Here is a 26792-nt window from a genome sequence, read left to right as displayed (position 1 = left end):
ATCGACGCTCAACCGAAAGGGTCGTAACGCCCCAACTATGATGAGTTTCGAAAATGAGGCGGCGAACGCGCTGCGGGAACTGGCGAACCGCGTGGACCCGGTCGAGCCGGGCTTAAACACCTTCTATGAGCTCGATCTGGCATCCTTGACTGACGACCGAAAAAAGTCGGTGCGCGAGGAACTGGTGCTGCATTTGAGTGCATCGAACACCGCAATTTATTCGATCAGTCTTCCCGACGCTGACCCGGCATTGGTTTATCAGGCATTGACGAGCGCGCGGGACGATAAGGTCGATGAGCGCTGTTATTCACAGGTGCTGCGGTTGCCACATCATCCAAGCATGGCCCTTTACGTCGGCAGCAGTCGCGATTTGGCTAAGCGCCTGATGGAGCATCTCGGCTTCGGCCCGAAAAAGACCTATTCGCTCCATCTTCGGCACTGGGCGACACAGTTTGGCAAAGTCAGGATCAACGTGCGGTTCTACCCCGCCTCAACCGACAAAGCCGTCCTGCGCGCGTTGGAAGAGCATCTGGCCAACAAACTTGTCCCACTGTTCGGGCGACGCGGGCCTGTTTGAAATCGAAACCTCGCGCTAGCTATCTGCCCACCGCCGCAGCAGATTATGATAGACTCCGGTCAGGCGAATAACTTCCACATCACCCTGCCCCCGATCCGCGCCCACCGCCTGCACGCTGCGGTCGAGGTCGAACAGGATTTGCCGCGCGGCGTCGTCGCGGATCATCGACTGTATCCAGAAGAAGCTCGCGACCCGGCGCCCTGCCGTGACCGGTTCCACCCGATGCAGCGACGATGAGGGATAGACCACCGCATGGCCCGCGGATAGCTTCACCTGCTGTACCCCGAAATGCGTCTCGATCGTTAACTCCCCGCCTTCATAGGCGTCCGGCTCTTCCAGAAAGACGGTGATCGACAGGTCGGAGCGCACCCGAAAGCCACTGCCCGCCTGAATCCGCACTGCATTATCGACATGCACGCCAAATGCCTGCCCGCCCGCATAGCTGTTAAACAGCGGCGGAAAAATCTTGAGCGGCAGCGCAGCGGCAATGAACAGCGGGTTTCGGCCCAGCGCGTCCAGAATCATCTGCCCGGCCTGCTGCGCCTCCGGCGCGCTTTCGGGCAGTTGCAGGTTGTTCTTCGCCAGCGCCGACTGATAGCCAGACGTGGCATTGCCATCGACCCATTGAGCCGTGTCAATAAACGCGCGGACAGCGGCAACGCCGGACGCGTCGAGCAGGTCTGGAATGGCAATCAGCATGACGTGTCGCGCATCAGCCCTGCAACATGAAGGGGATTTCGACCAGCCCGCGTACCATCACCGCCTGTCCGTCGCGCACAGTCGGCGCCCAGCGCCAGTTCCGCACCGCATCGCGCGCGGCATCGTCCAATCGGGCAAAGCCGCTGCTTTTGGCGATGTTGATCACCGACACCTTGCCGTCCACCCCAAGGGTTAGCGACAGCAAAACCGTCCCCTGCTCGCGTTTACGGCGGCTCTCGATCGGATAGCGTGGCGGCTTGCCTGACAGCATCCGGGTGCTGAGATCACTCGACTGCACCGTGCTGGGTGGGGCGGAAACGGCCACGGGGGCGGATGCGGCGATTGGCTTGGGTGCTGCAATGACCGGCGTGGGCATAGGCGATGGCACAGGCGTCGTCACGATCTTCTGCACGGGCGGCAGGGGCACCCGGACCAGCGGCGGCGGCGCCACGATTTCCGGTTGCGATGGTGGCGGCTGTTCCTCGGAAGCGGGCGGCGGAGGCGGCGGCGACAGGTTGACGACCGTCAGGCTCGCCTCCTTGCGCGCGATAATATGTTGACGCACCTGCATGATGGCGGTGATCGCCACCACATGAACCAACAGGATGGCGGCAATGGCGGGCAGATTGATCGACCGGCGCTCGCCATAGCGGCTGGCTATCGACGCTGGCTCAAACGCGGGAACGGCGAGCGAGGCGACCGGACCGCCAGCCAGCGAATCGCCATCAAAGAGGCCGACTTCCTCCGCTCTCGCTGCTGCGTGAAACATGATCGTCGCGAACCCCTGTTGCCCCGTGCCCCGGCTGCCCGTGCTCCGACTCCATAGCCAAGTGACTAATGAGAATCAATCGCACACTTTGCTGAAACATTTCTGCGCGCGCGCCAAATGCAAACGGCCTGATGCGAACGGGCGGACAATGGCCCCGAGGAGAGGTATGCCATTGCCCGCCCTTCTCCCCGGCAGGTCGCTCTGCCGGGGAAAGCTCGATCAGAAACTGTAGTTCAGACTAAACACCGCCGAACGCGTTGGCGCAGGCTGCGCCCAGCTTCCGCCGACCGCATTGCGGACGGTGGTCACATATTTTTCGTTGGTGAAGTTCTGGACGTTCAGCTGCGCCTTCAGCTGTTCCGTGATCGGATAGGACACCATCAGGCGATGGATGGTATAGCTGGGCACCCGGTACGGCACGTAGCTGTTGGCCGTCAGTTGCGCCAGCGTCGGCTGGTTCAGCAGGAAGCTGCCCTGATAGGTCAGGCCGTAACCCAGTTCCAGACCAAAGCCGAAGCGATAGGTCGTGAACAGGCTGCCCGAATGTTTGGGCGTGTTGGTGAGCGCGTAGCCTGCCGTCGGATCCAGGAAGGCCGCACTGTTGGCGCAGGCACCGGCCGTTGGATCGGTTGTACCCGGATTTGCAAGGCAGTAATCGGACACGCCCTGCTTGATCTTGCTCTTGAGGTACATGTAATTGGCCGAAATCGTCCAGTTGCTGGTGATATTGCCGGACGCGCCGAACGAAATACCCTCGACCCGCTGGAAGCCATCGGTCGCCTGATCGGGCAACGTCGGATCACCCGAGACGACCTTGATCTGGTTACGATCGTTGCGGAACGCAGCCAGCGTTAGCAGCAGCTTGGCGTCGAACAGGTCCGCTTTGGCGCCGATCTCGTAACTTTCGGTCGTCTCCGGCTTCACGTTACAGGTAAGCGCAGCGCAGCTACCGTCGACCGATGCCTTGGAGGGCAGCTTGCTGTTGCCATAGGCGGCATAGATACTGGTGTTGGGCGTCGGCTTCACCACCGCACCGATGCGATAGGAGAAGAGTTCGTCGCTAGGCAGGCGGAGCGTATTGGGGTTCGGCGCCGTAGCCGTAGCGGGCGTCAACTGGCCCAGATCAGGCCCCACCGTCGTCACATAGTTGAAGCTGCGGTTGAAACCCTTGACCTTCTCGTACCGAATGCCGCCGTTGATTTCGAGCCAGTCGGCAAACTTCACCGTATCGAACAGATAAGCAGCATAGCTGGTCTGCTCACCGAAATTCCTGCTCGCCAAGGTGAAGTTGATCGGGCCGGTGTAAATGTTGTTGCCATAGGTAAAGCCCGCCGGTCCCTGCACTACTTCCCCTGGATTGGCGATGTTCACTAATGGGAAGGCCGGGGTCGAACCATCGGCATTGCGCGGCAGCGTGCCTTGGGTCTGCTTGTACCGTTCCCAAAGCGCGGACACGCCGATCACCATGGTGTGCTCGATGCCGCCCGTGGCGAAATCGGCGCTCAAATCGAGTTGGTTATAGGCGGTGGTGTTGGAGATAAGGCGCTGAACACCACGACCACCGGTTGGCAAGTAATAGCCGGGAGGTGCGACGACCGTCGTTACGCCGCCGGTCGTGGTGGTGCATGGGGCCGCAACGCCGGTGTTCACATCAGGCGGTTGCAAACCAGTCGAGGCAAGGCAAAATGTGCCGTTCGGCTGGCTGGTGATCGTATTTTGCTGAATATTCTCGAAGCGCGTCAGGTTACGGACCTTCACCGTGTCGCTGAACTGGTGGCTGAAAATCGCCTGCAGCGACTTGGTCTTGCTGTTCTGCTGGTCCAGATTGGCGAAGCCATAATAGCCTTCACGATCGAACTCGGGCAGGAAACCGCCCTCGCGAGGATAATAGCGAATGCCATATTGCGGCATCGCCTTGTCATCCAGATATTCGCCCTGGATCGTCAGGCTGGTCGGCCCATCGATGCCGATGGTGATGGCGGGAGCAAAGCCCCAGCGCTTGTAATCCTCGACATCGCGGCCGGGCACGTCATTTTCGTGATAGACTGCGTTCAGACGCACTGCGATCAGATCGTTGAGGCGCTGATTGGCGTCCACTGTCGCGCGATAATAATTGTCGGTGCCGATGCCTGCGCTCAGAACGGCCTGGTCGTCGGCCAGCGGACGCTTGGTGACAAGATTGATCGTGCCAGCGACCGAGCCGCCGCCGTTCATCACTGAGTTGGCGCCATTGGTCACTTCGACCTGCTCGATATTATAGACTTCGTTGCGATTGAGGAACGCGCCGCTGCGAACGCCGTCGACGGTTACGTCGTTCTTGGCGTCCTGCCCGCGCAGGATGATGCGGTCGCCGTAACCAAAGCCGCCCTCGCCCGCACCAAAAGTGATGCCAGGCACCGTGGACAGAACATCGCGCAGCGTCAGCAGGTTCTGCTGCTGGATCGTCGCCTTGCCGATGACAGTGATGGTCTGCGGCGTATCAAGCAGCGGACGGGTATATTTGGGCGATTCCGCCTTCTCGACCTTGATTTCCGATTCGTCGATCGCGCTGTCGGTGACGGTCACGCCGCCCAGTTTCTGGCCCTGGCCACCTTCCTGTGCATGGCCAGCGGTCGCAAACGCAACGGCGCCGACGCAGCTCAACGCAAGGAATGATGGTACGGATTTGGATACAGACATGAAACCCCCTTCGAATATCGAGGGGGCAGTTATTGCGAATCAATTGCAGTGTCAACGCTATTGAGAGCCATTCGTAACATTGTCGCAATTTGCCGCAATGGCACGGACATAAAGCCAGCAGCGGATAGCGCTCGTCAGATTGGGGGGATCATCGATCGCGATCCGCTCGACATCGATTCGCGCGATCAGCGCGTTCACAGGCAGGCCGTCGGCCGCCGCCGCCTCGCGCAACGCGCTCCAGAATAGAGGTTCAAGACTGATCGCAGTCTGATGCCCGGCGATGGTCACACTGCGCTTCACCGGCGGCCCATAGACCGGCGCAGACGTGGGCGGGACGCCATCAGGATCGGCGCCCCGCATCGCGTCAATACATATGCTGGCCGCCGTTGATCGACAGCGTGCTGCCGGTCACGAAACCGCCCTCTTCGCTACAGAAAAAGGCCACGCCGCGCGCGATCTCGGTCGCCTGGCCCAGACGGCCAACGGGGATTTTGGCGACGATCTTCTCCAGCACTTGTGGCGGCACGGCGGCAACCATGTCGGTGTCGATATAGCCTGGCGCGATCGCGTTGACGGTAATGCCCGCTTTCGCCCCTTCCTGCGCCAACGCCTTGGTAAAGCCGTGGATGCCCGACTTGGCCGCGGCATAGTTGACCTGACCATATTGGCCCGCCTGCCCGTTGATCGACCCGATATTGACGATCCGACCCCAGCCCCGCTCCCGCATCCCGCCAAATGTCGCCTTGGCCATGTTGAAGCAGCCACCCAGGTTGATCCGCATCACTTCGTTCCAGTCGTCGAAGCTCATCTTGGCCAGCACGCCGTCACGAGTAATGCCTGCATTGTTGACCACGATATCGACCGGTCCCAACGCCTCGGCAACCTGGGCGCAGCCGTCAAGGCAAGCCTGATGATCGCCGACATCCCATTTGAACACCTTGATGCCTGTCGCGTCGGCAAAGGCCTGTGCCTTCTCGTCATTTCCGGCATAGTTGGCGGCCACGCTATAGCCCATATCCTTGAGCGCCAGGCTGATGGCCTTGCCGATACCGCGCGTTCCGCCAGTGACGATAGCTACCCTCGACATATGCCCATCCTCTCGTGCCTAAACTGGTTGATCGATCCAACCTGAAAGCTCACGGCTGAACAGCCGCTTGTAGAGAATGATAGCTTCGCTCGTTGCGTTTAGACAGGGCAAAAAGGCAAATTTTTCCCCGCCTTCGGCCAAAAAAATGGCCTTCGCGCGCAACGCGATTTCCTCTAACGTCTCAAGGCAATCCGCCGAGAATCCGGGCGTCACCACGGCGATTCGCCTGACCCCTTCGCGCACCAGCCGGGCCAGCGTCGCCTCTGTCTCCGGCTCCAGCCATTTCGCCCGCCCGAACCGTGACTGAAAGCTCAAATGCACGGGCAAGGTCAGTACCTCGCCTAGCAGCCGGGCGGTCTTGACCGACTGGCAATGATAGGGGTCGCCCAGACGCAGCGTCCGCTCCGGCATGCCGTGAAAGCTGGCGAGCAATGCCTGTGGAACGAAGTCCAGCCCGGCTATATGTCCCTCGATCGACTGTTTCAGCGCGTCGATATAGGCCGGTTCATCATGATAGGGCGGCAATGTCCGCACCGCTGGTTGCCACCGCATGGCGCCCATCGCCACAAAGGCGGCATCCAGCGCCGTCGCTGTCGTCGCCCCGCAATATTGCGGATAGAGCGGCGCGAGCAGGATGCGATCACACCCCTGCGTCTTCATCGCGGCCAGCCGATCGGCAATGGCGGGATTGCCATAACGCATCGCCCAATCGACGATCACCGCGTCACCCATCGCCTGCTGTAACGCGTCCGCCGTCGCCCGCGTATGAACAGCCAGCGGCGATCCCTCTTTCATCCACACCTGTTGATAGGCATGGGCCGATTTGCGCGGGCGCGTGGTCAGGATGACGCCGCGCAGGATCGGCTGCCACAACAGCGGCGATATCTCCACCACTCGCCGGTCGGACAGGAATTCGGCCAGATAGCGCCGCACCGATTTCGTATCCGGTCCATTGGGGGTGCCCAGATTGATGAGCAATACCCCAACTTTAGGCGCGGGGATGGCGGAATGATCTGAGGGACGGGTCATTCCGAGGCCAATAGCGGAAGGTTGCGAAACCGCTGCCCCGTCACCGTGAACAGCGCATTGGCGATCGCGGGCGCGACCGGCGGCACCGCAATCTCGCTCACCCCGCCCGCATCGGCGGTGCTGCGGATCAGTTCCACCGTCACCTCGCCAATATCGGCCAGTCGCGGCAAGTTCATCCGCCCCAGAATTGCGCGCGTCGGCAATCCCTTCACATAGGGCACGGACGCCCCCATCGCGACGGCCAGCCCGTAAATCAACCCGCCCTCAATCTGCTGCCGGGCGATGTCGGGATTGACCTGTTCGCCACAATCGACCGCAGCGACGATCCGGCTGACCGACAGCTTGCCGCCGCTGACCCCGGCTTCCACCAGCACGGCGGCATGGCTGCCCTGCATCTGGTGCGCGGCGATCCCCTGCCCGCTCCCGGCGATGCCGCCCTGCCAGCCGCCCATCGCCGCCGCGGTGGTCAGGCAATGGGCAAGGCGCGGATTACCGCCCATCATCTGGATACGGAAAGACATCGGCTCCATGCGCGCCAGATGCGCCAGTTCGTCGATGAAGGCTTCGGTGAAGAATGCCCCGTAAATATCCGCATTGCCACGCGAATAGCCCACCGGCAGGCCGGTTGCGGCGGGATAATGATCGACCGCGAAGTTGGGAATGGCATAGGGCGGCACCATGCCCGACAGCGCCAGACGGCTTGCCTCGTTACCCGCCGCAGCCGCCGCCTCATGGGGCAGCGCGCCATCGGCGATCCGCGCCCAAGTCTCGCGCATGGCGCAGGGCGCGGCGACCTTCGCCAGCCAACCTTCGATCACGCCGGTGCGTCCCAGCTTCGCGGCCATGCGCGCCTGCGCCGGAGCGCTGGGCCGATCCTGAATCACATCCTCCAATCGCGACCAGAGCAATTGCACCGGCCGCCCCATCTCCCGCGCCAGCAAAGCCGCCTGCACGCCCGCCTCAAGTTCGATCTTCCGCCCGAACGATCCCCCGGCGTGCAGCGGATACAGGATCACATCGCTCGTCCCCACGCCCAGCGCATCGGCAATCGCCGCTCGCGCCAAGCCAGGGGCCTGGCTGGGCATCCACATTTCCACCACGCCATCGACCACCCGCGCGGTCGCGCTCATTGGCTCCATCGCCAGATGAAGCCCTGGATCGACGGCATATTCGCTCGCCAATATCGTCGCGCCCTCAAACACCGGCAACAGGTCGCCCTGCTCATAGAGCCGCCGTCCTTCACTGCTGGAAAACGCCGCCTCCAGCGCCGCGTCCATATCCTCGCTGTCCAGCGGCTTGCCGACCAGCGTGAAGACCGGATCGCACAGGTCCAACGCCTTGTTCGCCGCCCACCAGTTGGTCGCGACCGCCGCCACCCACCGCTCCTGCCGTACCAACTTCAGGAAGCCGGTGACGCGCTTCGCCGCGCCTTCATCCACGCTTTTCAGCACCGCGTCGCCGATCGGCCCCAGCCGGACGGAAGCGAAGACCATGTCCGGCAGGCGGATGTCGGCGGCGAAATTATGGCTACCGTCGATCTTCGACGGCGTGTCGAGCCGGGGCAGGTCCTGCCCCGCCAGCCGCCCGTCTTGGCCCTGCCGCAACGGCAGGATCGCGGGCACCTTATAATCCGCCGCCGCCTCGACCACATCGGCCATCCGCATCCGGCGCTCTGCCCCATCGCTGATAATGCCTTCGCTGATGTCGCAGCTTTCCCAGGGGATACCCCATTGCGCAGCCGCTGCCTGACACAGCAGCACGCGTGCCGCCGCACCCGCGTCGCGATAGCTGTCGTGGAACATCCGCACGGACGTCGCCCCGCCGGTCAGCATCAGGGCATTGCGCGTCGCATATTGGTCGATCGTCCAGTCACCCAGATCGCCAGCCGCCATCGACCAGTCGCTCGCCAGCCATTCGCGCGCCAGCAGGCGGTTGGCGTAAAGCGGGCTGATCGGCGCGGGCTGCACCGCCACCGTCCGCCAGTCCGCGCCCAGTTCATCCGCCAATATCTGCGGCAGGACCGTGGTGACGCCTTGCCCCATCTCGCATTGCGGCACGACGACGATCACCTGACCCGTCGTGTCGATCTTCAGGAATGCGTTGAAAACCCGTTCATCGGGTCCGGCATTGAGCGAAGGGTCATAGCTGCGCGGCCACAGTCCCCAAGCCACCAGCAATCCCGCCGCCGCGCCGCCGCCGATCAGCAATGACCGCCGGTTGATCCCGTCATGGCTTTTCGCCAGTCTACCCCGTCCCCGCACCATAGGAGCCTGATAGAAGCGGGATCAGAGAGTATAAACCAAAATCGCGCGCCGCGTCATTCCGCGGCAATCGGCGCCAGCCCCAGCCGCCGTATCTCGATCGCCGGGCAATGGTCCATCACCACCTTCAGCCCCGCCGCTTCAGCCCGCGCGGCGGCTTCCTCATTAACGACGCCCAACTGCATCCACACGGCCTTCGCGCCCGCCGCAATGGCCTCATCGACCGCCGCACCCGCTGCTGCGCTGTTGCGAAAAATGTCGACCATGTCGATCGGCACACCAATGTCGGCCAACCCGTTCCACACAAATTCGCCATGCACATGCTCGCCCGCAATCTGCGGATTGACCGGCAGCACGCGATAACCATGGTCCTGCAAGACCTTCATCACGCCATAGCTGGGCCGGTCGGGCCGATCGGAAATCCCCACCAGCGCGATCGTGCGTGTCTCGTTCAGCAGGGCGGCAATGGCGACAGGGTCAGTGATCGGCATGGGCGTTCTCCTTCGCCAGCAACAAATACGCTACGCCTGCACAGGTTCCACACCTCAACCCCGCTCCGCACCCAGCCATGCCGCCAGCTTCTCCGCAATCACCCTGAACGCGCCCGCCTGCAAGCCATCGCCTGCCGCCACCGGTTCACCCGCGTCCGACGCCTTGCGGATCGCGATGTCCAACGGGATGCGGCCCAGAAACGGCAACTGCATCTGGGTCGCCGCCGCTTGCGCCCCGCCGCTGCCGAACGGATCGGACAGTTCGCCGCAATGCGGGCAGATATAGCCCGCCATATTCTCGACCAGCCCGATCACCGGCACATGCGCCTGATCGAACAGGCTGATCGCGCGCGTTGCGTCGATCAGCGCCAGATCCTGCGGCGTGGACACGATCACCGCGCCGATGGGCTTGTGCTTCTGGATCATCGACAATTGGATATCGCCCGTGCCCGGCGGCAGATCGACGATCAGCAGGTCCACGCCCGCCTCATCCCAGCGCGCGTCCAGCAATTGCCCCAGCGCATTGCCCACCATCGGCCCACGCCATGCAATCGCCTGCCCCGGCGCGATCAGATGCGCCATCGACAGCATCGGCACCCCGAATCGGCTCATGATCGGGATCATCCGGCTTTCGCGTGCCTCCGGCTTCACGTCTTCGCTGTCCATAAGCCGCGCCTGCGACGGACCATAGATATCCGCATCGACCAGCCCGACATTGTGCCCCAGCCGCTTCAACGCCACCGCCAGATTGGCCGACAAGGTGGACTTGCCCACCCCGCCCTTGCCCGATCCGACCACGACGATGCGCAGGCTCTTGCGTTCCGCCGTCATCACCATCCGCACATCGTCCACGCCCGGCACGACCAGCGCCGCCTCGCGGATCGCAGCCTCCATGGCATCGCGGGCGTCGGGCGTCAGGCCGGACACGTCCAGCGCCAGCGTCAGCATCCCATTGCGCAGGCGCGGAGGGCTGGTGCGCCCTTGTGTCAATGTCGTCAAATGGGCGGCAAGCGTGTCTATATCGGTCATATCGCGGCGCATTACGCAATATCGTGGCGATGGGCACTGTTTTTCGGCGCGAGTGCTTCCTATAGAGAGCTACATGAACAGATTTTTCGGGTGGATGCCCGGCTTCGTGAGCGGCATGGTCCAGGGTCCCTGGGGTGGCAAGAGCGACGAACCGGACGGTGAAGGCAATAAAGGTGGCAGCGGCGGCGATGGCGGCCCGCGCAACCCATGGACACAACCCGGTCGGGCCGGCAGCGGCCAGAAAGGACCGTCTGCAATCGAGGAAATGCTGCGCCGTGGCCGGGAAAGCTTCGGTGGTGGTGGCGGCAATGGCGGCGGCGGCTTTGGCGGCCTGCCCCAGCGTCCCAATGGCAAGGCACTGGCGCCGATCGCCATCGGCCTGGTCCTGATCCTCTGGCTCGCCCTCACCTGCATTCATCGCGTCGGCCCGCAGGAACGCGGCGTCGTCACCCTGCTCGGCAAATATAGCCGTACACTCTCGCCCGGTATCAGCCTGACTCTTCCCGCTCCGTTCGAAAGCGTGAACACGGTGGACGTGGAGGAAATCCGCACCATCGACATCGGATCGGCCAGCGCGGAATCGGAAAATCTGGTCCTGACCGGCGATCAGAATATCATTGACCTCGCTTATTCGGTGCGCTGGAACATCCGCAACCCGGAACTCTACATGTTCCAATTGTCCGAACCCGACGCCGCCGTCCGCGAAGTCGCCGAAAGCGCGATGCGCTCGGTCGTCGCCAGCGTCAGCCTTGACGATGCGCTGGGCGCGGGCCGGACGGAGATTGAGCAACAGGTCGAACTGCGGATGCAGGAAATTCTCGACGGCTATCGCTCGGGCATTCGCGTGCAGGGCGTCGCCATCAAGCAGGCCGACCCGCCAGTCGCGGTCAACGACGCGTTCAAGGCGGTATCCGCCGCGCAGCAAACGGCCCAGACCTATTTGTCCGAAGCCCGCGCTGCTGCTCAACAGGTCACGGCCAAGGCGCAGGGTGAGGCCACGGCCTTCGACAAGGTCTATGCACAATATCGCCTGTCGCCCGACGTCACCCGTCGCCGCATGTATTATGAAACCATGGAGGGCGTGCTGGCCAACACCGACAAGACGATTGTCGAGAGCGGCAACGTGACCCCCTATCTGCCCCTGCCTGAGATCAAGCGCCGCGCGCAAGCCGCCGCGCCAGCCGCAGCGGCGTCATCAGGGCAGTCCGCCACCCCCAATTCGGCCGGGGAGGGCCAGTAATGCCGCCGCTCAGCCGTAATCCGATCGCCCTTGCGCTGATCGCCATCGCCCTGCTGATCCTGATCGGCAGCACGCTGACCATCGTGCCCGAAACCCGGCAAGGCGTGATCGTCCGCTTTGGCGAGCCAAAGAAGATCATCAACCGCTATTATCCGAATGAAACTTTCGGAAAGACCGGCGCGGGCATCATCGCGCGCTGGCCGTTCATCGATCAGGTCGTGTGGATCGACAAGCGCGTGCTGTCGGTCGAGATGGAGCGCCAGCAGGTGCTGTCGACCGACCAGCTGCGGCTTCAGGTCGATGCCTTCGCCCGTTACCGGATCGTCGATCCGCTCCGCATGTATATCTCGGCGGGCAGCGAGGAACGCGTGTCCGACGCGCTGCGTCCCATCCTTGGCTCGGCGCTGCGTAACGAACTGGGCAAGCGTCCCTTTGCGGCGCTGCTCTCGCCCGAGCGGGGGCAGGTGATGCAGAATATCGAAGCCGGTCTGAACCGCGTCGCCCGCCAGTACGGCGCGCAAATCGTCGACGTGCGGATCAAGCGCGCCGACCTGCCCGACGGCACGCCGCTGGAAAGCGCCTTCACCCGGATGCGGACCGCGCGCGAGCAGGAAGCGCTGACCATCCGCGCACAGGGCGCCAAGCAGGCGCAGATCATCCGCGCAGAAGCGGACGCCAACGCCGCGCGCGTCTATGCCGAAAGCTTCGGCAAAGACCCGGACTTCTATGATTTCTATCGCGCCATGCAGAGCTATCGTTATACATTCGCCCCCGACAAACAGGGAACGACGACGATGGTGCTGGATCGCAACAATGAATTCCTGAAACAGTTTCAGGGCCGCTAGGGCACTTTATTGTCGAACCGGAACATTCGCCATTCAATATGGGTTAAGGGAGAAAGTGCCATTTCAGGGATAACTCAGCCCCCTTTCTCCTATTCTCAATCATGAGAGGACTTGTCCGTTTGCGTTACGCTTATGCCCTTACCGCAGCCCTGCTGCTCGGCGGCACTGCCATCGCCGTCACCTCCAGTTCCAATGTCGGCGCGCAGACCGCGCAGAATGAAGGCATGGCCGCCGCCGCCCCTCAGGGCGCGCCCGTCAGCCTCGCCGACATGGTCGAAAAGCTTCAGCCCGCAGTCGTCAACATTTCGACGAAGCAGCGCGTGGCTGTCCAGAACCCCTTTGCCGGTACGCCCTTTGGCGACCTGTTCGGTCAGGGCCAGGCACCGGGCGGCCGCCCGCAGACGCGGCAGGCCCAGTCGTTGGGTTCCGGCTTCCTGATCTCGGCTGACGGCTATATTGTCACCAACAATCATGTGGTGTCCGCCGGGGCCGAAGGCGCCACCGTCGACTCGATCACCGTGACGCTCACCGATCGCGAAGAATATACCGCGAAGCTGGTCGGTCGCGACATCGCCACCGACATTGCGGTGCTGAAGATCGAACCGAAAAAGCCCCTGCCATTCGTCAAGTTCGGTGACAGCACCAAATCCCGCGTCGGTGACTGGGTCGTCGCGATCGGCAACCCTTTCGCCCTGTCGGGCACCGTGACCGCGGGCATCATCTCGGCGGTGCATCGTTCGACCGGCGCTGGCTATGACAAGTTCATCCAGACCGACGCCTCGATCAACCAGGGCAACTCCGGCGGCCCTATGTTCGACATGCGCGGCAATGTCATCGGCATCAACAGCCAGATCCTGTCCCCCTCGGGCGGCAATGTCGGCATCGGCTTCGCCATTCCCTCCGAACAGGCCGCCCCGATCGTGGAAACGCTCCGCAAGGGGCAGAGCGTCAAGCGCGGCTATCTGGGCGTCCAGATCAGCCCACTGGGCGAGGATCTGGCCGACTCGCTGGGTCTTGCCAAGAATCGTGGCGAGTTCGTTCAAAGCGTCGAGCCGGGCAAGGGTGCGGACAAGGCCGGGATCAAGGCGGGCGACGTGATCGTCAGCGTCAGCGGTCAGGAAGTGAACCCGGACCAAAATCTGTCCTCGATCGTCGCTTCGCAGCCGATCGGGTCGCGGGTGCCGATCATCCTCATCCGCAACGGCCAGCGTCAGACCGTGAACGCGGTCGTGGGTGAGCGTCCGTCGGAGGATGAACTGACCAACTTCGCCCCCCAGCAGGATGAGGATTTCAGCCAGCAGGCACCGCAGGGCAATGGCGGCGCGGCGACCACTCAGTCGCTGGGCATCTCAGCCCTGCCATTGACCCCCTCCATCATCCGTCAGCTTGGCGTACCCGCCGAAACGCGCGGCGTCGTCATCGCGGCGGTCGACGGCTCCACCGATGCGGGGACCAAGGGGCTTCGGCGCGGCGATGTCATCATCACCGCCAACAACCGCCCGGTCGCCAGCCAGGCGGAACTGGACGCGGCGGTCAAGCAGGTGGCAGATCAGGGCCGCAACGCGGTATTGTTGCAGGTGTTGCGCCGCGGTCAGCCGCCCATCTTCCTGCCGATCCGCTTGCGCGACAAATAATCGCGTAACATCAATATTATAAAGAGGGCGTGGAGCAATCCGCGCCCTTTTTTTGTATCCACGAACTTGCTTGTCGAACCGCCCTCTCCCCGCCTAAAGTGCAGCCGCATTTCTTTGGGGAGCAGCATATGAGCGACGGTATCTTCCTGGGCCTTGGCGCACCGGACAAGGATGGCGGCATCCCCCAATATCTCAATCTGCGCCGCGCCAACCGTCACGGCCTGATCGCCGGCGCCACCGGCACGGGCAAGACGGTAACGCTTCAGGGCATCGCAGAGAGCTTCTCCGCCCTGGGCGTCCCGGTCTTCGTCGCCGACGTAAAAGGCGACCTTTCGGGCATCGCCATGGCCGGTTCGCCGACCGCGAAAAATGCCGACAAACTGGTCTCTCGCGCCAAGGAGATCGGTGTTGAAAATTACAGCTATGCCGATAACCCCGCCATCTTCTGGGATCTCTACGGCGAGCAAGGCCATCCAATCCGCACCACCGTCAGCGAGATGGGACCGCTCCTCCTCTCCCGCCTCATGGGCCTCAACGAAACGCAGGAAGGCGTACTCACCATCGCCTTTCGCTATGCCGATGAGGAAGGATTGCTGCTGCTCGACCTGGGCGACCTTCAGGCGATGTTGGCCTATTGCGCCGAAAATGCCGACATGCTTTCGGCCAAATATGGCAATGTGACCAAGGCCAGCGTCGGCACGATCCAACGCCAGTTGCTGCAACTGGATTCGCAGGGCGGCGCGCATTTCTTCGGCGAACCCGCGCTCGACATCCACGACTTCCTGGGCGTGGATGACAAGGGGCGCGGTTATGTCAACGTGCTGGCCGCCGACAAGCTGATGCAGAGCCCCAAGCTCTACGCCACCTTCCTCCTGTGGCTGCTCTCCGAATTGTTCGAGACGCTGCCCGAAGTGGGTGACCCGGAAAAACCCAAGCTGGTCTTCTTCTTCGACGAAGCGCATCTGCTGTTCGACGACGCACCCAAGGCGCTGACCGACAAGATCGAGCAGGTCGTGCGCCTGATCCGGTCGAAGGGTGTGGGCGTCTATTTCGTCACCCAGAACCCGATCGATATTCCCGAGGATGTGGCAGGTCAGCTTGGCAATCGCGTCCAGCACGCGCTGCGCGCCTTCACCCCCCGCGATCAAAAGGCGATCAAGGCCGCAGCCGACACCTTTCGCATCAACCCGGATCTGAACGTCGAAACCGCCATCACCGAACTCAAGACCGGTGAAGCGCTGGTGTCGCTGCTGCAGGAGGATGGCTCACCCGGCATCGTCCAGCGCACCCTGATCGCCCCGCCCCGTTCGCGCCTTGGCCCCGTCGATGTGAAAGAGCGCGCGATCATCCAGTCCATTTCTCCGGTAGCGGGCAAGTATGACACGGTAGTCGACCGCGAATCCGCCGAGGAAATCCTGGCGGCTCGCGGCCAAGCTTCCGCCGCAGCGGCAGAGGCTTCCAAGGCGCAGGTGGAGGCCGACAAGGCCGCCGCCATCCAGGCCAAGGTAGAGGCGAAGCAGCGCGAACAGCAGTTGAAGGAGCAGGCCCGACAGGACGCCATTGCCGCCCGCGAAGCGGCCAAGCCGTCTGGTTTTGACAAAGCGGTCCAGTCCGCCACCCGCGCGGTGGGTTCCTCGGTCGGTCGTCAGGTCGCGAACGAACTCGGCAAGGCTGTGTTCGGCGGCACCAGCCGCAAGGCATCGTCCGGCGGGATCGCGGGCAAACTGGTGCGTGGCCTATTGGGCAGTCTGTTCAAGTAACGCTCTTCCCTCGTCATTCCCGCGAAGGCGGGAATGACGAATGATGAAGGTGCATGACCGGATGCCTCCCTGTCCATCCAAGCTGCCATTTCCCGCCCCACAGATTTGATCGCCGCCACCGCAGCAACGCAGGTTGCCGCTTCGCATTCAGCCGCGCTAAAGGTCGCATAATGACCATATCACAGTCCAGCCACCCGCTGCGTCACGCCAATTTCCGCGCCTATCTGGTCGGGCGGGTCGCGGCGGTTTTGGCGCAATACAGCATGATGATCGTGCTGGGCTGGCAGGCCTATAATATCGCGCGTGAGACGATGACGACATCGGGCGCGGCGGCACAACTTGGTCTGATCGGCCTTGCCCAGTTCCTGCCGCTCTTTTTCCTGACGCCTGTCACCGGCTGGGTCGCGGATCATTTCGACCGGCGCAAGATCACCCGGATCACCCTCAGCCTATTGATCGTCGCCTCGGCCCTGCTCGCCTTCGCCACCTATGAAGGCTGGGTCAGTCTGCCGCTGATCTTTGGTATCGCCGTCATCGTCGGCATCGCTCGGGCCTTCAATGGCCCCGCCTATAGCGCGTTGGCGCCCAATCTGGTGCCACGCGAAATGCTGCCCAACGCCATCGCCATTTCCAGCGTCGCATGGCAAACGGGCATGATCATCGGCCCGGCGCTGGGCGGCTATGCCTATGCGTTTACGCCATGGGGCGCCTATGCGATGGCCGCGCTGCTCTATGGCGTGGGGCTTTCGTGCATGTTGCTGATCGGTCCCGTGCCCCAGCCGCCACGTGACACCAGCCGCCATCCGATCCGCCAGATGATCGACGGCTTTGCCTATGTGCGCGGCAACCGGCTGGTGCTGGCGACGATCACGCTCGACCTGTTCGCGGTGCTGCTGGCGGGGGCGACCGCGCTGCTGCCGGTCTACGCCCGCGACATTCTCCATGTCGGCTCGCAGGGGCTTGGCCACCTTGCCGCCGCACCCGGTATCGGCGCGGGCCTGACAGCGCTCTGGTTCTCCTTCCGCCCGATGAAAAGCGAGGTGGGCATGAAGATGCTGGTGGCGGTGATCATCTTCGGCCTTGCCACCATCGCCTTCGGCCTCACCGCCTTTGCGCCACGCCACTATGCCATGGAACTGGGCATCGGCGCGCTGATCGTCCTCGGCTGCTCCGACATGGTGTCGGTCTATGTCCGCCAGTCACTCATCCAGCTCCACACACCCGACGCCATGCGCGGTCGCGTGTCCAGCCTGTCGCAACTTACCATTTCGGCCTCCAACGAACTAGGCGAAGCGGAATCCGGCTTTCTTGCGGCACTGGTTGGCCCGATCGCCGCTGTCATTGGCGGCGGCATCGGTGCTATCGTCATCACCATCATCTGGGCGCGGCTCTTCCCCGAATTGCGCCTTGCACGCAGCTTCGATCCACCCGACATCGGGCGAGCGGACGTCATAGAGGAGAAAGCACTATGAAGGCCTCCACCATATTGGAAACCATCGGCAACACGCCGCACATCCGCGTGCAGCGGCTGTTCGGCGATGCTGAAGTGTGGATCAAGTCCGAGCGGTCCAATCCCGGCGGATCGATCAAGGATCGCATCGCCCTCGCCATGATCGAGGCCGCCGAAGCTTCCGGCGACCTGAAGCCCGGCGGCACGATTATCGAGCCGACCTCCGGCAATACCGGCGTTGGCCTGGCGATGGTCGCAGCGGTGAAGGGCTATAAGCTGGTTCTGGTCATGCCCGAAAGCATGTCGATCGAACGCCGCCGCCTGATGCTGGCCTATGGCGCCAGCTTCGACCTGACCCCCCGCGAAAAAGGGATGAAGGGCGCCATCGAGCGCGCGATCGAACTGGTGAGCCAGACGCCTGGCGCCTGGATGCCCCAGCAATTCGAAAACCCGGCCAATATCGACGTCCACGTCCGTACCACCGCGCAGGAAATCCTGACCGACTTCGCCGACGCCCCTCTCGATGCGGTCATTACGGGCGTTGGCACGGGTGGTCACATCACTGGCGTCGCACAGGTGCTGAAAGAACATTGGCCCAGCATCAAGGTCTATGCCGTGGAACCGACCCTCTCCCCGGTCATCAGCGGTGGCCAACCCGGTCCACACGCCATTCAGGGCATCGGCGCAGGCTTTATCCCTGCCAACCTCCACACCCAGTTGCTGGACGGGGTGATCCAGGTCGATCCCGCCGACGCCAAGGACTATGCCCGCCGCGCCGCGCGGGAAGAAGGGGTGTTCGTCGGCATCTCCTCCGGTGCGACGCTCGCCGCCATCGCCCAGAAACTGAAAGAACTGCCCGCAGGCAGCCGGGTACTTGGCTTCAACTATGATACCGGCGAACGCTATCTGTCGGTTCCCGATTTCCTGCCGGAATAGGGTTCGAGACGGCCCGTCATGACCGTGCCAGCGACTGCATCCACGCCGCATCCCTTGATGTGCGCGCTCTGGGCCACCCTGTTTCTGGGGATACCCGGTGCAGTCGCGTGGCATGAAGGCGGCAAAACGCCTTCCGCCGCACTCGCCCACCGCGCGGAAAGGGCCGTTCGCCCCCCATCTCCTCCTCCCGCGGTCGAACCTGTCAAAGTCTATGCGCTCGCGCAGGATGACGCGCGCGCCTTCAACGCCGCCATCCCCATTTCCCGGCTGCCCAACCCGGCCGCACGCCCTTTCCTTTTTGCCGGGTCGCCGGAAGATCTGGGCCGCGCAACCGACTGCCTGGCCGCCGCGCAAATCTATGAGGCGGGAGACGACGCCGTGGGCGAGGAAGCGGTGGCGCAGGTCGTGCTCAATCGCACGCGCCATCCCGCTTTCCCTAAGACCGTGTGCGGCGTAGTCTTTCAAGGACAGGAGCGGACAACCGGTTGTCAGTTCACCTTCACCTGCGACGGCGCGCTGGCCGCCCGGACGCCTTCGGCGTCCGCCTGGGCGCGGGCACGGGAGATCGCAACCGCTGCGCTGGCGGGCAAGGTGTTCAAGCCAATCGGCCTTGCCACCCATTATCACACCAATTGGGTTGTGCCTTACTGGAGCAGTTCGCTGGACAAGGTGGCAGCGGTCGGCACCCACCTCTTCTTTCGCTGGACCGGTTGGTGGGGCACGCCACCCGCCTTTCGCCAGACGGTGGACAGCGTTGAGCCGCTGATTGCGCGCATCGCCCGCCTGTCGCCAGCGCATCAGGGCACGCCAGGGACGACGCCTTTCCAACTGGGGCTGCTTCATCAAGTGGCACCCCCGCTGACCGGTACTGAGAAGGCTGCCTTGCTGACCACCCGCTTCCAACAGCCGGTCGGAACGGAGTCTCTGGGCAAGGTTTTCGGCAGCGGCAGGCTGATCGCCATGGAGCCGGGCGCACGCAGCTTCCTGTTCGAATTGGGGCGCGGAACCAGTCCCGATAGTTGGCCCGCGCTGGCCGAAACCTTTTGTGCCGGACGCTCCGAATGTCGATTGATGGGCTGGCGGGCAAGCGATGGCGCGCCGGGCCGCTTCCCGCTCAATCCCGCGCAGATCGAGACGATGGCCTTTTCCTATATCCACAATGCCGACAGCGGGTTGCAGCGCGCTTTGTGGAACTGTGCGTTGACCCCGCGCGCGGACAAGCGGCAATGTATGCGTGACCGGACGCCAGGCGCCTCTCAGGCAGCCGTCGCCCAGCCTGCGGCCACGCCAGCCGCGCAAATCCCGCAATTGTCCGGCGTCCGACGCAAGGAGCGGTTCGAGACGGTGACGATCATGCCACCGCCCAAACTCTTGTCCTCTACAGAATAAGGCGGTCAGCGCGTTTAAGCGCTGATCTCAACAATCAAGCCGCCAGGAACATGTCCGGGTCCAGCGCCATCAGGCTCTCTGCTCCGCCTTCGATCTTGCGGCGCAGCGCGCCCGCGTCGGGCATGATCCGCTCGGCAAAGAAGCGCGCCGTCACCAGCTTTGCCTCCAGATAGCGGGCATCGCCCTCGCCCGCCGCCAGCAGGTCGCTGGCCGCTTTCGCCATCCGCAGCCACATAAGGCCAGTGGAGACGATGCCCAATATGTGCATATAGCTATGCGCGCCCGCCCCGGCATTGTCGGGGTTCTTCATCGCATTCTGCATCAGCCACATAGTCGCGGCCTGCAATTGTCCGGTCGCCTTTTCGAGCGCTTCGGCAAAACCCGCCAGTTTCCCATTGCCCTTGGCTTCGGCAACCTCGGTGGCAACGATCTTCAGGAAGGCTTGAAGCGCCCGGCCGCCGTTCAGCGCCAGCTTGCGACCGACAAGGTCCATCGCCTGCACGCCATTGGTGCCCTCGTAAATCTGGGCGATGCGCGCGTCGCGCACATATTGCTCCATGCCATTTTCCCAGATGTAGCCATGGCCGCCAAATACCTGCTGGCAATTGACCGCGACATCGAAACCCTTGTCAGTGCCATAGCCCTTGATGACCGGGGTCAGCAGCGAGATGAGGTCGTTGGCGGCAAGACGCTCCTCTTCGGTCCCGGCCTTTTCGGCGAGATCGGCCTGGAGCGCCCCCCACAGGATCAGGGCGCGCAGCCCTTCGGTCAGCGCCTTCGCCTCCATCAGCATCCGGCGGACATCAGGGTGGACGAACAGCGTGTCGGCCTTTTCCTGCGGGTCCTTGGGACCAGTCAGCGCCCGTCCCTGACGACGATCATGGGCATAGTGAACCGCGTTCTGGAAGGCGATCTCGCCCTGCGCCAGACCCTGAAGGCCCACGCCCAGCCGCGCCGCGTTCATCATGATGAACATTGCGGCCAGTCCCTTATTCTCCTCGCCGACCAGCCAGCCGGTCGCCCCGTCATAGTTCATGACGCAGGTGGCGTTGCCGTGAATACCCATCTTATGCTCGATCGACCCGCAACTGACGGCATTGCGGTCGCCCAGCGAGCCATCCTCCTTCACCATGACCTTGGGCACGACGAACAGCGAGATGCCCTTGCTGCCTTCAGGGGCGTCGGGCGTCTTGGCCAGTACCAGATGGATGATATTCTCGGTCAGGTCATGCTCACCGGCCGAGATGAAAATCTTGGTGCCGGTGATCTGGTAGCTGCCATCGGCCTGCGGCACCGCCTTGGTCTTGATAAGGCCAAGGTCCGTTCCGCAATGCGGCTCGGTCAGGTTCATGGTGCCGGTCCATTTGCCCGACACCATGTTGGGCAGATAGGTCGCTTGCAGCACATCGCTACCCTTGACCAGCAAAGCGGCAATCGCACCCGCGGTCAGGCCATGATACATTTCAAAGCTCTGATTCGCCGACAGCACATATTCGCTGACCGCCGTTGCGATGACGGAGGGCAAACCCTGCCCGCCAAAGGCTTCCGGTGCGTGCAGCGTCGTCCAGCCGCCCGCCACGAACTGGTCATATCCGTCCTTGAAGCCTGTGGGCGTCGTCACCGATCCATCGGGATGACGCGTGCAGCCTTCCTTGTCACCGACCGCATTCAGCGGGAAAAGCACTTCGGCGGCGAACTTGCCGCCTTCGCCCAGGATCGCATCAACCAGATCGGGCGAAACGGACTCAAACCCCGGCAAATTGGCGTAGCGGTCGATCCCCACCACATGGTCAAGCACAAAGCGGGTGTCGCGGACGGGGGCGGCGTAGCTGGGCATGATCTTCTCCGGTCTATGTTTTATTCGAATTCAGCTTCGGTCAGGGCTTGCTGATCGACTCAACAAAGCTCGCCAGTTCAGCGATGGCAGCGTCAATGTCGGCCTTCTGGTTGTTGAGCAGGTCGATACGCGCCTGGCATTTCGCCATGGTGACGCGGCGCTGCGCCTCATGATCTTCGTCCGCGTCATACAGGTCGATCATTTCGCGGATTTCCTGGAGCGAAAAGCCCACTCGTTTGCCCCGCAAGATCCAGGCAAGACGCGCCCGGTCCCGGCGCGAATAGATACGCGCCAATCCCTGCCGCTGCGGCGCGATCAACCCCTCATCCTCGTAAAAACGAAGCGCGCGGGCGGTGACGCCAAACTCTTCCGACAGATCGGAAATGCTGTAGTTGTCGCGGTTATGGGCGTCGGGCAGTTCAATGCCCGCAATGGTGCTGCGCTGGTACATAAAAGGAAACGTAGTTTACGTTTACGTTTACGTCAATACACAGATCAAGGCGCCCTGCACCGGATCAACAAAAGCCAAGCTACCCCCTTAACAAAATCCAACAGCGGCGCTATATAGCTGCCAAGACTAGTCGATGCCTGACGCCTTCCTGGCCAGGGTTTCGCGCCCCGGTCGTTCGGGAGCCAGCTACCGCATTGCACACGGTTTTTGGCAGAATTGGGCGACTTTGCGGGTATCACCAGATGCTGGCAGTGCGGTTCGGACAGCCCCGACCCGCACTTTTTTTCGTGGGATTCCCCCTCACGAATCGGCTGAATTTTCACTGGGATGTGAAATATTTGCGACGAATGAAAGCAGGAACACGCATGGCGACCAAGGCTCCCTCCCCGCACCTTACTAAAGGCGTCAACACCACCGGCGCAAAGAAGCGCATCCGCAAGGTGTTCGGCGACATCCACGAAGTGGTGCAGATGCCGAACCTGATCGAGGTTCAGAGGGAGAGTTACGAACAGTTCCTGCGGTCCGATCCGTCCATCGGCTATGTTTCGGGCCTGGAAAAGACGCTGCGCAGCGTGTTCCCGATCCGCGATTTCGCCGGCACCGCCGAAATGGACTTCGTCCATTACGAGTTGGAAGACCCGAAGTACGACGTTGAGGAATGCCGTCAGCGCGGCATCACCTATGCAGCGCCGATGCGCGTTACCCTGCGCCTCATCGTGTTCGAAGTCGATCAGGATACCGAAAGCCGCTCGGTCCTCGATATCAAGGAGCAGGACGTCTACATGGGCGACATGCCCCTGATGACGGGCAACGGCACCTTCATCATCAACGGTACCGAGCGCGTCATCGTGTCGCAGATGCACCGTTCGCCGGGCGTCCTGTTCGACCATGACCGTGGCAAGACCCATTCGTCGGGCAAATATCTGTTCGCCGCGCGCGTCATTCCTTACCGTGGTTCGTGGCTCGACTTCGAGTTCGACGCCAAGGACATCGTCAATGTCCGCATCGACCGCAAGCGCAAGCTGCCCGTCACCGCCCTGCTCTTTGCCCTTGGCCTCAACGCCGAGGACATTCTGGCTGAGTTCTACAACAAGGTCACGTTCCTGCGCGGCCAGGGCGGTTGGCAGATCCCCTACACTGTTGAGGCATGGCGCGGCCAGAAACCAGCCTTCGACATCGTCGATGCCAAGTCGGGCGAAGTCGTCTTCCCCGCTGGCACGAAGATTTCGCCCCGCGCCGCCAACAAGGCAGAGAAGGACGGCCTAGACACGCTGCTGATCCCGACCGAGGAAATCTACGGTCGCTACAGCGCCTATGATCTGGTCAACGACAAGACCGGCGAAATCTATATCGAGGCGGGCGACGAAGTGTCGGCCGAAAATCTTGAGGCGCTGGACAAGGCTGGCATCGATCATATCGACCTGCTGGACATCGACCATGTCACCACTGGTCCGTGGATTCGCAACACGCTGAAGGCCGACAAGGCCGAAGATCGTGACCAGGCCCTGTCCGACATCTATCGCGTCATGCGCCCCGGCGAGCCGCCGACGCGCGAAACCGCCGAAGCCCTGTTCGGCGGCCTGTTCTTCGATCCGGAGCGCTATGACCTCTCGGCCGTTGGCCGCGTGAAGCTCAACATGCGCCTCGACCTCGACGTCGAGGATACCGTCACCACCCTGCGGGCCGACGACATCCTCGCCGTGGTCAAGGAACTGGTGAACCTGAAGGACGGCAAGGGTGAGATCGACGACATCGACAATCTCGGCAATCGCCGCGTGCGTTCGGTCGGCGAGCTGCTGGAAAACCAGTATCGCGTCGGGCTGCTGCGCATGGAGCGCGCCGTCAAGGAGCGCATGTCGAGCGTCGATGTCTCGACCGTGATGCCCAACGACCTCATCAACGCCAAGCCCGCCGTAGCCGCCGTGCGTGAGTTCTTCGGTTCCTCGCAGCTTTCGCAGTTCATGGATCAGACCAACCCGTTGTCGGAAGTCACCCACAAGCGTCGTGTGTCGGCGCTTGGGCCGGGCGGTCTGACGCGTGAGCGTGCTGGCTTTGAAGTCCGCGACGTTCACCCGACCCATTATGGCCGCATCTGCCCGATCGAGACGCCGGAAGGCCCGAACATCGGTCTGATCAACAGCCTCGCAACCTTCAGCCGCGTCAACAAATATGGCTTCATCGAAACGCCGTACCGCAAGGTTATCGACCATAAGGTTACGGACGACGTAGTCTATCTGTCGGCGATGGAAGAAGCCAAGCACACGATCGCGCAGGCGAACGCAGAGCTGAACAGCGAAAACGGCTTCGTCGAGGATCTGATCTCCTCGCGTGAAGCTGGCGAATTCCTGATGGCGCCACGTGACCACATCACCCTGATGGACGTCAGCCCCAAGCAGCTTGTTTCGGTCGCGGCATCGCTCATTCCGTTCCTGGAAAACGATGACGCCAACCGCGCGCTCATGGGATCGAACATGCAGCGTCAGGCCGTGCCGCTCGTCAGCGCGGAAGCACCCTTCGTCGGCACCGGCATGGAATCGACGGTTGCCCGCGATTCCGGCGCCGCGATCGCCGCCAAACGTTCGGGTATCGTCGATCAGGTCGATGCGACCCGTATCGTCATTCGCGTGACCGGCGACATTGCCGCCGGCAAGTCGGGCGTCGACATCTACACGCTGCAAAAGTTCCAGCGGTCGAACCAGGACACCTGCATCAACCAGCGCCCGCTGGTCCAGGTGGGGGACATGATCGACGCGGGCGACGTCATCGCCGATGGCCCGTCGACCGAGTTCGGCGAGTTGGCGCTGGGGCGCAACACCCTCGTCGCGTTCATGCCCTGGAACGGCTACAACTATGAGGATAGTATCCTCATCAGCGAACGCATCGTGAAGGACGACGTCTTCACCTCGATCCACATCGAGGAATTCGAAGTCATGGCCCGCGACACCAAGCTGGGGCCAGAGGACATCACCCGCGACATTCCCAACGTCGGCGAGGAAGCGCTCCGCAATCTCGACGAGGCAGGCATCGTCTATATCGGCGCCGAAGTGGAGCCGGGTGACATCCTGTGCGGCAAGATCACGCCCAAGGGCGAAAGCCCGATGACGCCGGAAGAAAAGCTTCTGCGCGCCATCTTCGGTGAAAAAGCGAGCGATGTGCGCGACACCTCGCTGCGTCTGCCGCCCGGCGTTGCCGGCACCGTCGTCGAAGTCCGCGTGTTCAACCGCCACGGCATCGACAAGGACGAGCGCGCGATGGCGATCGAGCGCGAGGAAATCGACCGTCTCGCGAAGGATCGTGAAGACGAGCGCGGCATCCTCAACCGCGCAACCTTCAACCGCCTGTCCGAAATGCTGATCGGCCAGACCGCCACTGCGGCGCCCAAGGGCGTCAAGAAGGGCGGCGAGATTGATGAGGCCCTGCTGGCCGAGGTGGAACGCCATGAATGGTGGAAGTTCGCGGTTGCGGACGATGCCATGCAGGCGAACATCGAGGCGGTAAAGGCCCAGTATGACGAAGCGGTGAAGTCGATCGTCGACAAGTTCGAGGATCGCGTCGACAAGCTTCAGCGCGGCGACGAGCTGCCGCCGGGCGTTTTGAAGATGGTCAAGGTGTTCGTCGCGGTGAAGCGCAAGCTGCAGCCCGGCGACAAGATGGCCGGCCGTCACGGTAACAAGGGCGTCATTTCGCGCATCCTGCCGGTCGAGGACATGCCGTTCCTGGAAGATGGCACCCATGTCGACATCGTGCTGAACCCGCTGGGTGTGCCATCGCGCATGAACGTCGGTCAGATTTTTGAAACGCATCTGGGCTGGGCCGCGCGCGGCCTGGGCCAGCAGCTCAAGCACGCTCTGGAAGACTGGCGTGAGGCCAATCCCAACCCGACGGCGGGCGATATGCCCGACGCGGTCAAGGATCGCCTCGTGTCCATCTATGGCGACCATTATGTCGGCGAGATCGAAGCACGCACGCCAGAGCAGATCATCGATCTGGCCGAGCATCTCCAGCGCGGCGTGCCCATGGGTACGCCGGTGTTCGACGGCGCCCGCGAAGCGGACGTCTCGGCGATGCTGGAACTGGCGGGGCTGCACACATCGGGCCAGAGCGACCTGTATGACGGCCGCACGGGCGACAGGTTCGACCGCAAGGTCACGGTGGGCATCATCTACATGTTGAAGCTCCATCACCTTGTCGATGACAAGATCCATGCCCGTTCGATTGGGCCGTACTCGCTCGTCACGCAGCAGCCGCTGGGTGGCAAGGCGCAGTTCGGTGGCCAGCGTTTCGGTGAAATGGAGGTCTGGGCGCTCCAGGCCTATGGCGCCGCCTACACGTTGCAGGAAATGCTGACGGTGAAGTCCGATGACGTGGTCGGCCGCACCAAGGTCTATGAGGCGATCGTCAAGGGTGACGACACGTTCGAGGCCGGCATCCCCGAGAGCTTCAACGTGCTCGTCAAGGAAATGCGTTCGCTGGGCCTGAACGTCGAACTCGCGTCGCTGGACGACATCAGCGAGGACGATGGCGGCTTCGCCGAGGCAGCGGAATAAAGGACTTTAAGGAACGCTGCCTTCGACAAGCAGCGCTCCCCCTCCTTCGCCCGACAGATTTGCCCTCATGAGGGAATGAAAA

General features: G+C 62.6%; 20 protein-coding genes. 9 read left to right on the top strand and 11 right to left on the bottom strand.

All coding sequences use genetic code 11. The features are described from left to right. Window positions 1-37: 37 nt before the first annotated feature. The gene (locus tag WFR25_RS08390; protein WP_336970108.1) at window positions 38-577 is read left to right on the top strand and encodes a GIY-YIG nuclease family protein; all 540 of its coding nucleotides are present in this window, start codon (window positions 38-40) and stop codon (window positions 575-577) included. Window positions 578-592: 15 nt separating this feature from the next. Here the strand turns inward: WFR25_RS08390 and WFR25_RS08385 are convergent, their stop codons facing one another. From WFR25_RS08385 to WFR25_RS08345, 9 genes are all read right to left on the bottom strand, one after another. After that, window positions 593-1276 carry a Fe2+-dependent dioxygenase gene (locus WFR25_RS08385; RefSeq protein ID WP_336970106.1) on the bottom strand — a complete coding sequence of 228 codons (684 nt, stop codon included), beginning with the start codon at window positions 1274-1276 and terminating at the stop codon, window positions 593-595. 13 nt (window positions 1277-1289) lie between these two features. Continuing rightward, complete coding sequence (locus tag WFR25_RS08380; RefSeq protein WP_336970104.1) at window positions 1290-2045, bottom strand: energy transducer TonB; 756 nt, start codon at window positions 2043-2045, stop codon at window positions 1290-1292. Window positions 2046-2264: 219 nt separating this feature from the next. After that, entirely contained in the window at window positions 2265-4724 is a 2460-nt protein-coding gene (locus WFR25_RS08375; RefSeq protein WP_336970103.1) for a TonB-dependent receptor, read from the bottom strand. A 57-nt stretch (window positions 4725-4781) separates the two neighbouring features. Continuing rightward, on the bottom strand, window positions 4782-5084 hold the full coding sequence (locus WFR25_RS08370; protein ID WP_336970102.1) for a ribbon-helix-helix domain-containing protein: 303 nt from the start codon (window positions 5082-5084) through the stop codon (window positions 4782-4784). A 4-nt stretch (window positions 5085-5088) separates the two neighbouring features. Then, window positions 5089-5811 (bottom strand): acetoacetyl-CoA reductase, encoded by a 723-nt coding sequence (gene phbB / locus WFR25_RS08365; protein ID WP_336970100.1) that lies wholly within the window; start codon window positions 5809-5811, stop codon window positions 5089-5091. A gap of 18 nt (window positions 5812-5829) precedes the next feature. Then, window positions 5830-6840, bottom strand: coding sequence for a ferrochelatase (hemH, locus tag WFR25_RS08360; RefSeq protein WP_336970099.1), 1011 nt, complete (start codon window positions 6838-6840; stop codon window positions 5830-5832). After that, window positions 6837-9104 carry a xanthine dehydrogenase family protein molybdopterin-binding subunit gene (locus tag WFR25_RS08355; RefSeq protein ID WP_336970097.1) on the bottom strand — a complete coding sequence of 756 codons (2268 nt, stop codon included), beginning with the start codon at window positions 9102-9104 and terminating at the stop codon, window positions 6837-6839. The genes hemH and WFR25_RS08355 overlap by 4 nt, the downstream gene beginning before the upstream one ends. A gap of 53 nt (window positions 9105-9157) precedes the next feature. Next, complete coding sequence (locus WFR25_RS08350; protein ID WP_336970095.1) at window positions 9158-9592, bottom strand: CoA-binding protein; 435 nt, start codon at window positions 9590-9592, stop codon at window positions 9158-9160. A gap of 54 nt (window positions 9593-9646) precedes the next feature. Continuing rightward, a complete protein-coding gene (locus WFR25_RS08345) occupies window positions 9647-10621 on the bottom strand; it encodes an Mrp/NBP35 family ATP-binding protein (protein ID WP_336970094.1) in 975 nt (324 codons plus the stop codon). A 73-nt stretch (window positions 10622-10694) separates the two neighbouring features. Between WFR25_RS08345 and hflK the strand changes: the two genes are divergently transcribed. From hflK to WFR25_RS08310, 7 genes are all read left to right on the top strand, one after another. Beyond that, on the top strand, window positions 10695-11861 hold the full coding sequence (hflK, locus tag WFR25_RS08340; RefSeq protein WP_336970092.1) for an FtsH protease activity modulator HflK: 1167 nt from the start codon (window positions 10695-10697) through the stop codon (window positions 11859-11861). Continuing rightward, window positions 11861-12706: a protease modulator HflC gene (gene hflC / locus WFR25_RS08335; RefSeq protein WP_336970090.1), complete on the top strand. Its 846-nt coding sequence runs from the start codon at window positions 11861-11863 to the stop codon at window positions 12704-12706. The genes hflK and hflC overlap by 1 nt, the downstream gene beginning before the upstream one ends. A gap of 119 nt (window positions 12707-12825) precedes the next feature. Further along, window positions 12826-14340, top strand: coding sequence for a Do family serine endopeptidase (locus WFR25_RS08330; protein WP_336970088.1), 1515 nt, complete (start codon window positions 12826-12828; stop codon window positions 14338-14340). 128 nt (window positions 14341-14468) lie between these two features. Further along, the gene (locus WFR25_RS08325; protein WP_336970087.1) at window positions 14469-16100 is read left to right on the top strand and encodes a helicase HerA-like domain-containing protein; all 1632 of its coding nucleotides are present in this window, start codon (window positions 14469-14471) and stop codon (window positions 16098-16100) included. 170 nt (window positions 16101-16270) lie between these two features. Continuing rightward, window positions 16271-17572, top strand: a complete 1302-nt coding sequence (locus WFR25_RS08320; protein ID WP_336970085.1) for an MFS transporter — start codon at window positions 16271-16273, stop codon at window positions 17570-17572. Further along, the gene (cysK, locus tag WFR25_RS08315; protein WP_336970083.1) at window positions 17569-18486 is read left to right on the top strand and encodes a cysteine synthase A; all 918 of its coding nucleotides are present in this window, start codon (window positions 17569-17571) and stop codon (window positions 18484-18486) included. The genes WFR25_RS08320 and cysK overlap by 4 nt, the downstream gene beginning before the upstream one ends. Window positions 18487-18504: 18 nt before the next feature. Beyond that, window positions 18505-19875 (top strand): cell wall hydrolase, encoded by a 1371-nt coding sequence (locus tag WFR25_RS08310; protein ID WP_336970081.1) that lies wholly within the window; start codon window positions 18505-18507, stop codon window positions 19873-19875. 34 nt (window positions 19876-19909) lie between these two features. On the opposite strand, the gene WFR25_RS08305 is transcribed toward WFR25_RS08310, so the two are convergent. Both WFR25_RS08305 and WFR25_RS08300 read right to left on the bottom strand, forming a co-directional pair. Further along, window positions 19910-21712: an acyl-CoA dehydrogenase C-terminal domain-containing protein gene (locus WFR25_RS08305; RefSeq protein WP_336970080.1), complete on the bottom strand. Its 1803-nt coding sequence runs from the start codon at window positions 21710-21712 to the stop codon at window positions 19910-19912. Between the two features lie 40 nt (window positions 21713-21752). Continuing rightward, window positions 21753-22163 carry a MerR family transcriptional regulator gene (locus WFR25_RS08300; protein WP_336970078.1) on the bottom strand — a complete coding sequence of 137 codons (411 nt, stop codon included), beginning with the start codon at window positions 22161-22163 and terminating at the stop codon, window positions 21753-21755. Window positions 22164-22528: 365 nt separating this feature from the next. Between WFR25_RS08300 and rpoB the strand changes: the two genes are divergently transcribed. Further along, window positions 22529-26710, top strand: coding sequence for a DNA-directed RNA polymerase subunit beta (gene rpoB / locus WFR25_RS08295; protein ID WP_336970077.1), 4182 nt, complete (start codon window positions 22529-22531; stop codon window positions 26708-26710). Window positions 26711-26792 lie beyond the last annotated feature (82 nt).

Origin of the sequence: Sphingobium aromaticiconvertens (assembly GCF_037154075.1) — a bacterium.
GTDB classification, from domain to species: domain Bacteria; phylum Pseudomonadota; class Alphaproteobacteria; order Sphingomonadales; family Sphingomonadaceae; genus Sphingobium; species Sphingobium aromaticiconvertens.
This window is presented reverse-complemented; position numbering and strand designations above follow the sequence as displayed.

Coding starts and splice junctions, on each gene's coding strand:
- WFR25_RS08320 (WP_336970085.1), top strand. CDS start 16,271: ATGACCATATCACAGTCCAGCCACCCGCTGCGTCACGCCAATTTCCGC.
- WFR25_RS08370 (WP_336970102.1), bottom strand. CDS start 5,084: ATGCGGGGCGCCGATCCTGATGGCGTCCCGCCCACGTCTGCGCCGGTC.
- WFR25_RS08325 (WP_336970087.1), top strand. CDS start 14,469: ATGAGCGACGGTATCTTCCTGGGCCTTGGCGCACCGGACAAGGATGGC.
- rpoB (WP_336970077.1), top strand. CDS start 22,529: ATGGCGACCAAGGCTCCCTCCCCGCACCTTACTAAAGGCGTCAACACC.
- WFR25_RS08300 (WP_336970078.1), bottom strand. CDS start 22,163: ATGTACCAGCGCAGCACCATTGCGGGCATTGAACTGCCCGACGCCCAT.
- cysK (WP_336970083.1), top strand. CDS start 17,569: ATGAAGGCCTCCACCATATTGGAAACCATCGGCAACACGCCGCACATC.
- WFR25_RS08310 (WP_336970081.1), top strand. CDS start 18,505: ATGACCGTGCCAGCGACTGCATCCACGCCGCATCCCTTGATGTGCGCG.
- WFR25_RS08380 (WP_336970104.1), bottom strand. CDS start 2,045: ATGTTTCACGCAGCAGCGAGAGCGGAGGAAGTCGGCCTCTTTGATGGC.
- WFR25_RS08385 (WP_336970106.1), bottom strand. CDS start 1,276: ATGCTGATTGCCATTCCAGACCTGCTCGACGCGTCCGGCGTTGCCGCT.
- WFR25_RS08305 (WP_336970080.1), bottom strand. CDS start 21,712: ATGCCCAGCTACGCCGCCCCCGTCCGCGACACCCGCTTTGTGCTTGAC.
- WFR25_RS08375 (WP_336970103.1), bottom strand. CDS start 4,724: ATGTCTGTATCCAAATCCGTACCATCATTCCTTGCGTTGAGCTGCGTC.
- WFR25_RS08345 (WP_336970094.1), bottom strand. CDS start 10,621: ATGACCGATATAGACACGCTTGCCGCCCATTTGACGACATTGACACAA.
- hemH (WP_336970099.1), bottom strand. CDS start 6,840: ATGACCCGTCCCTCAGATCATTCCGCCATCCCCGCGCCTAAAGTTGGG.
- WFR25_RS08350 (WP_336970095.1), bottom strand. CDS start 9,592: ATGCCGATCACTGACCCTGTCGCCATTGCCGCCCTGCTGAACGAGACA.
- hflC (WP_336970090.1), top strand. CDS start 11,861: ATGCCGCCGCTCAGCCGTAATCCGATCGCCCTTGCGCTGATCGCCATC.
- WFR25_RS08355 (WP_336970097.1), bottom strand. CDS start 9,104: ATGGTGCGGGGACGGGGTAGACTGGCGAAAAGCCATGACGGGATCAAC.
- hflK (WP_336970092.1), top strand. CDS start 10,695: ATGAACAGATTTTTCGGGTGGATGCCCGGCTTCGTGAGCGGCATGGTC.
- WFR25_RS08390 (WP_336970108.1), top strand. CDS start 38: ATGATGAGTTTCGAAAATGAGGCGGCGAACGCGCTGCGGGAACTGGCG.
- phbB (WP_336970100.1), bottom strand. CDS start 5,811: ATGTCGAGGGTAGCTATCGTCACTGGCGGAACGCGCGGTATCGGCAAG.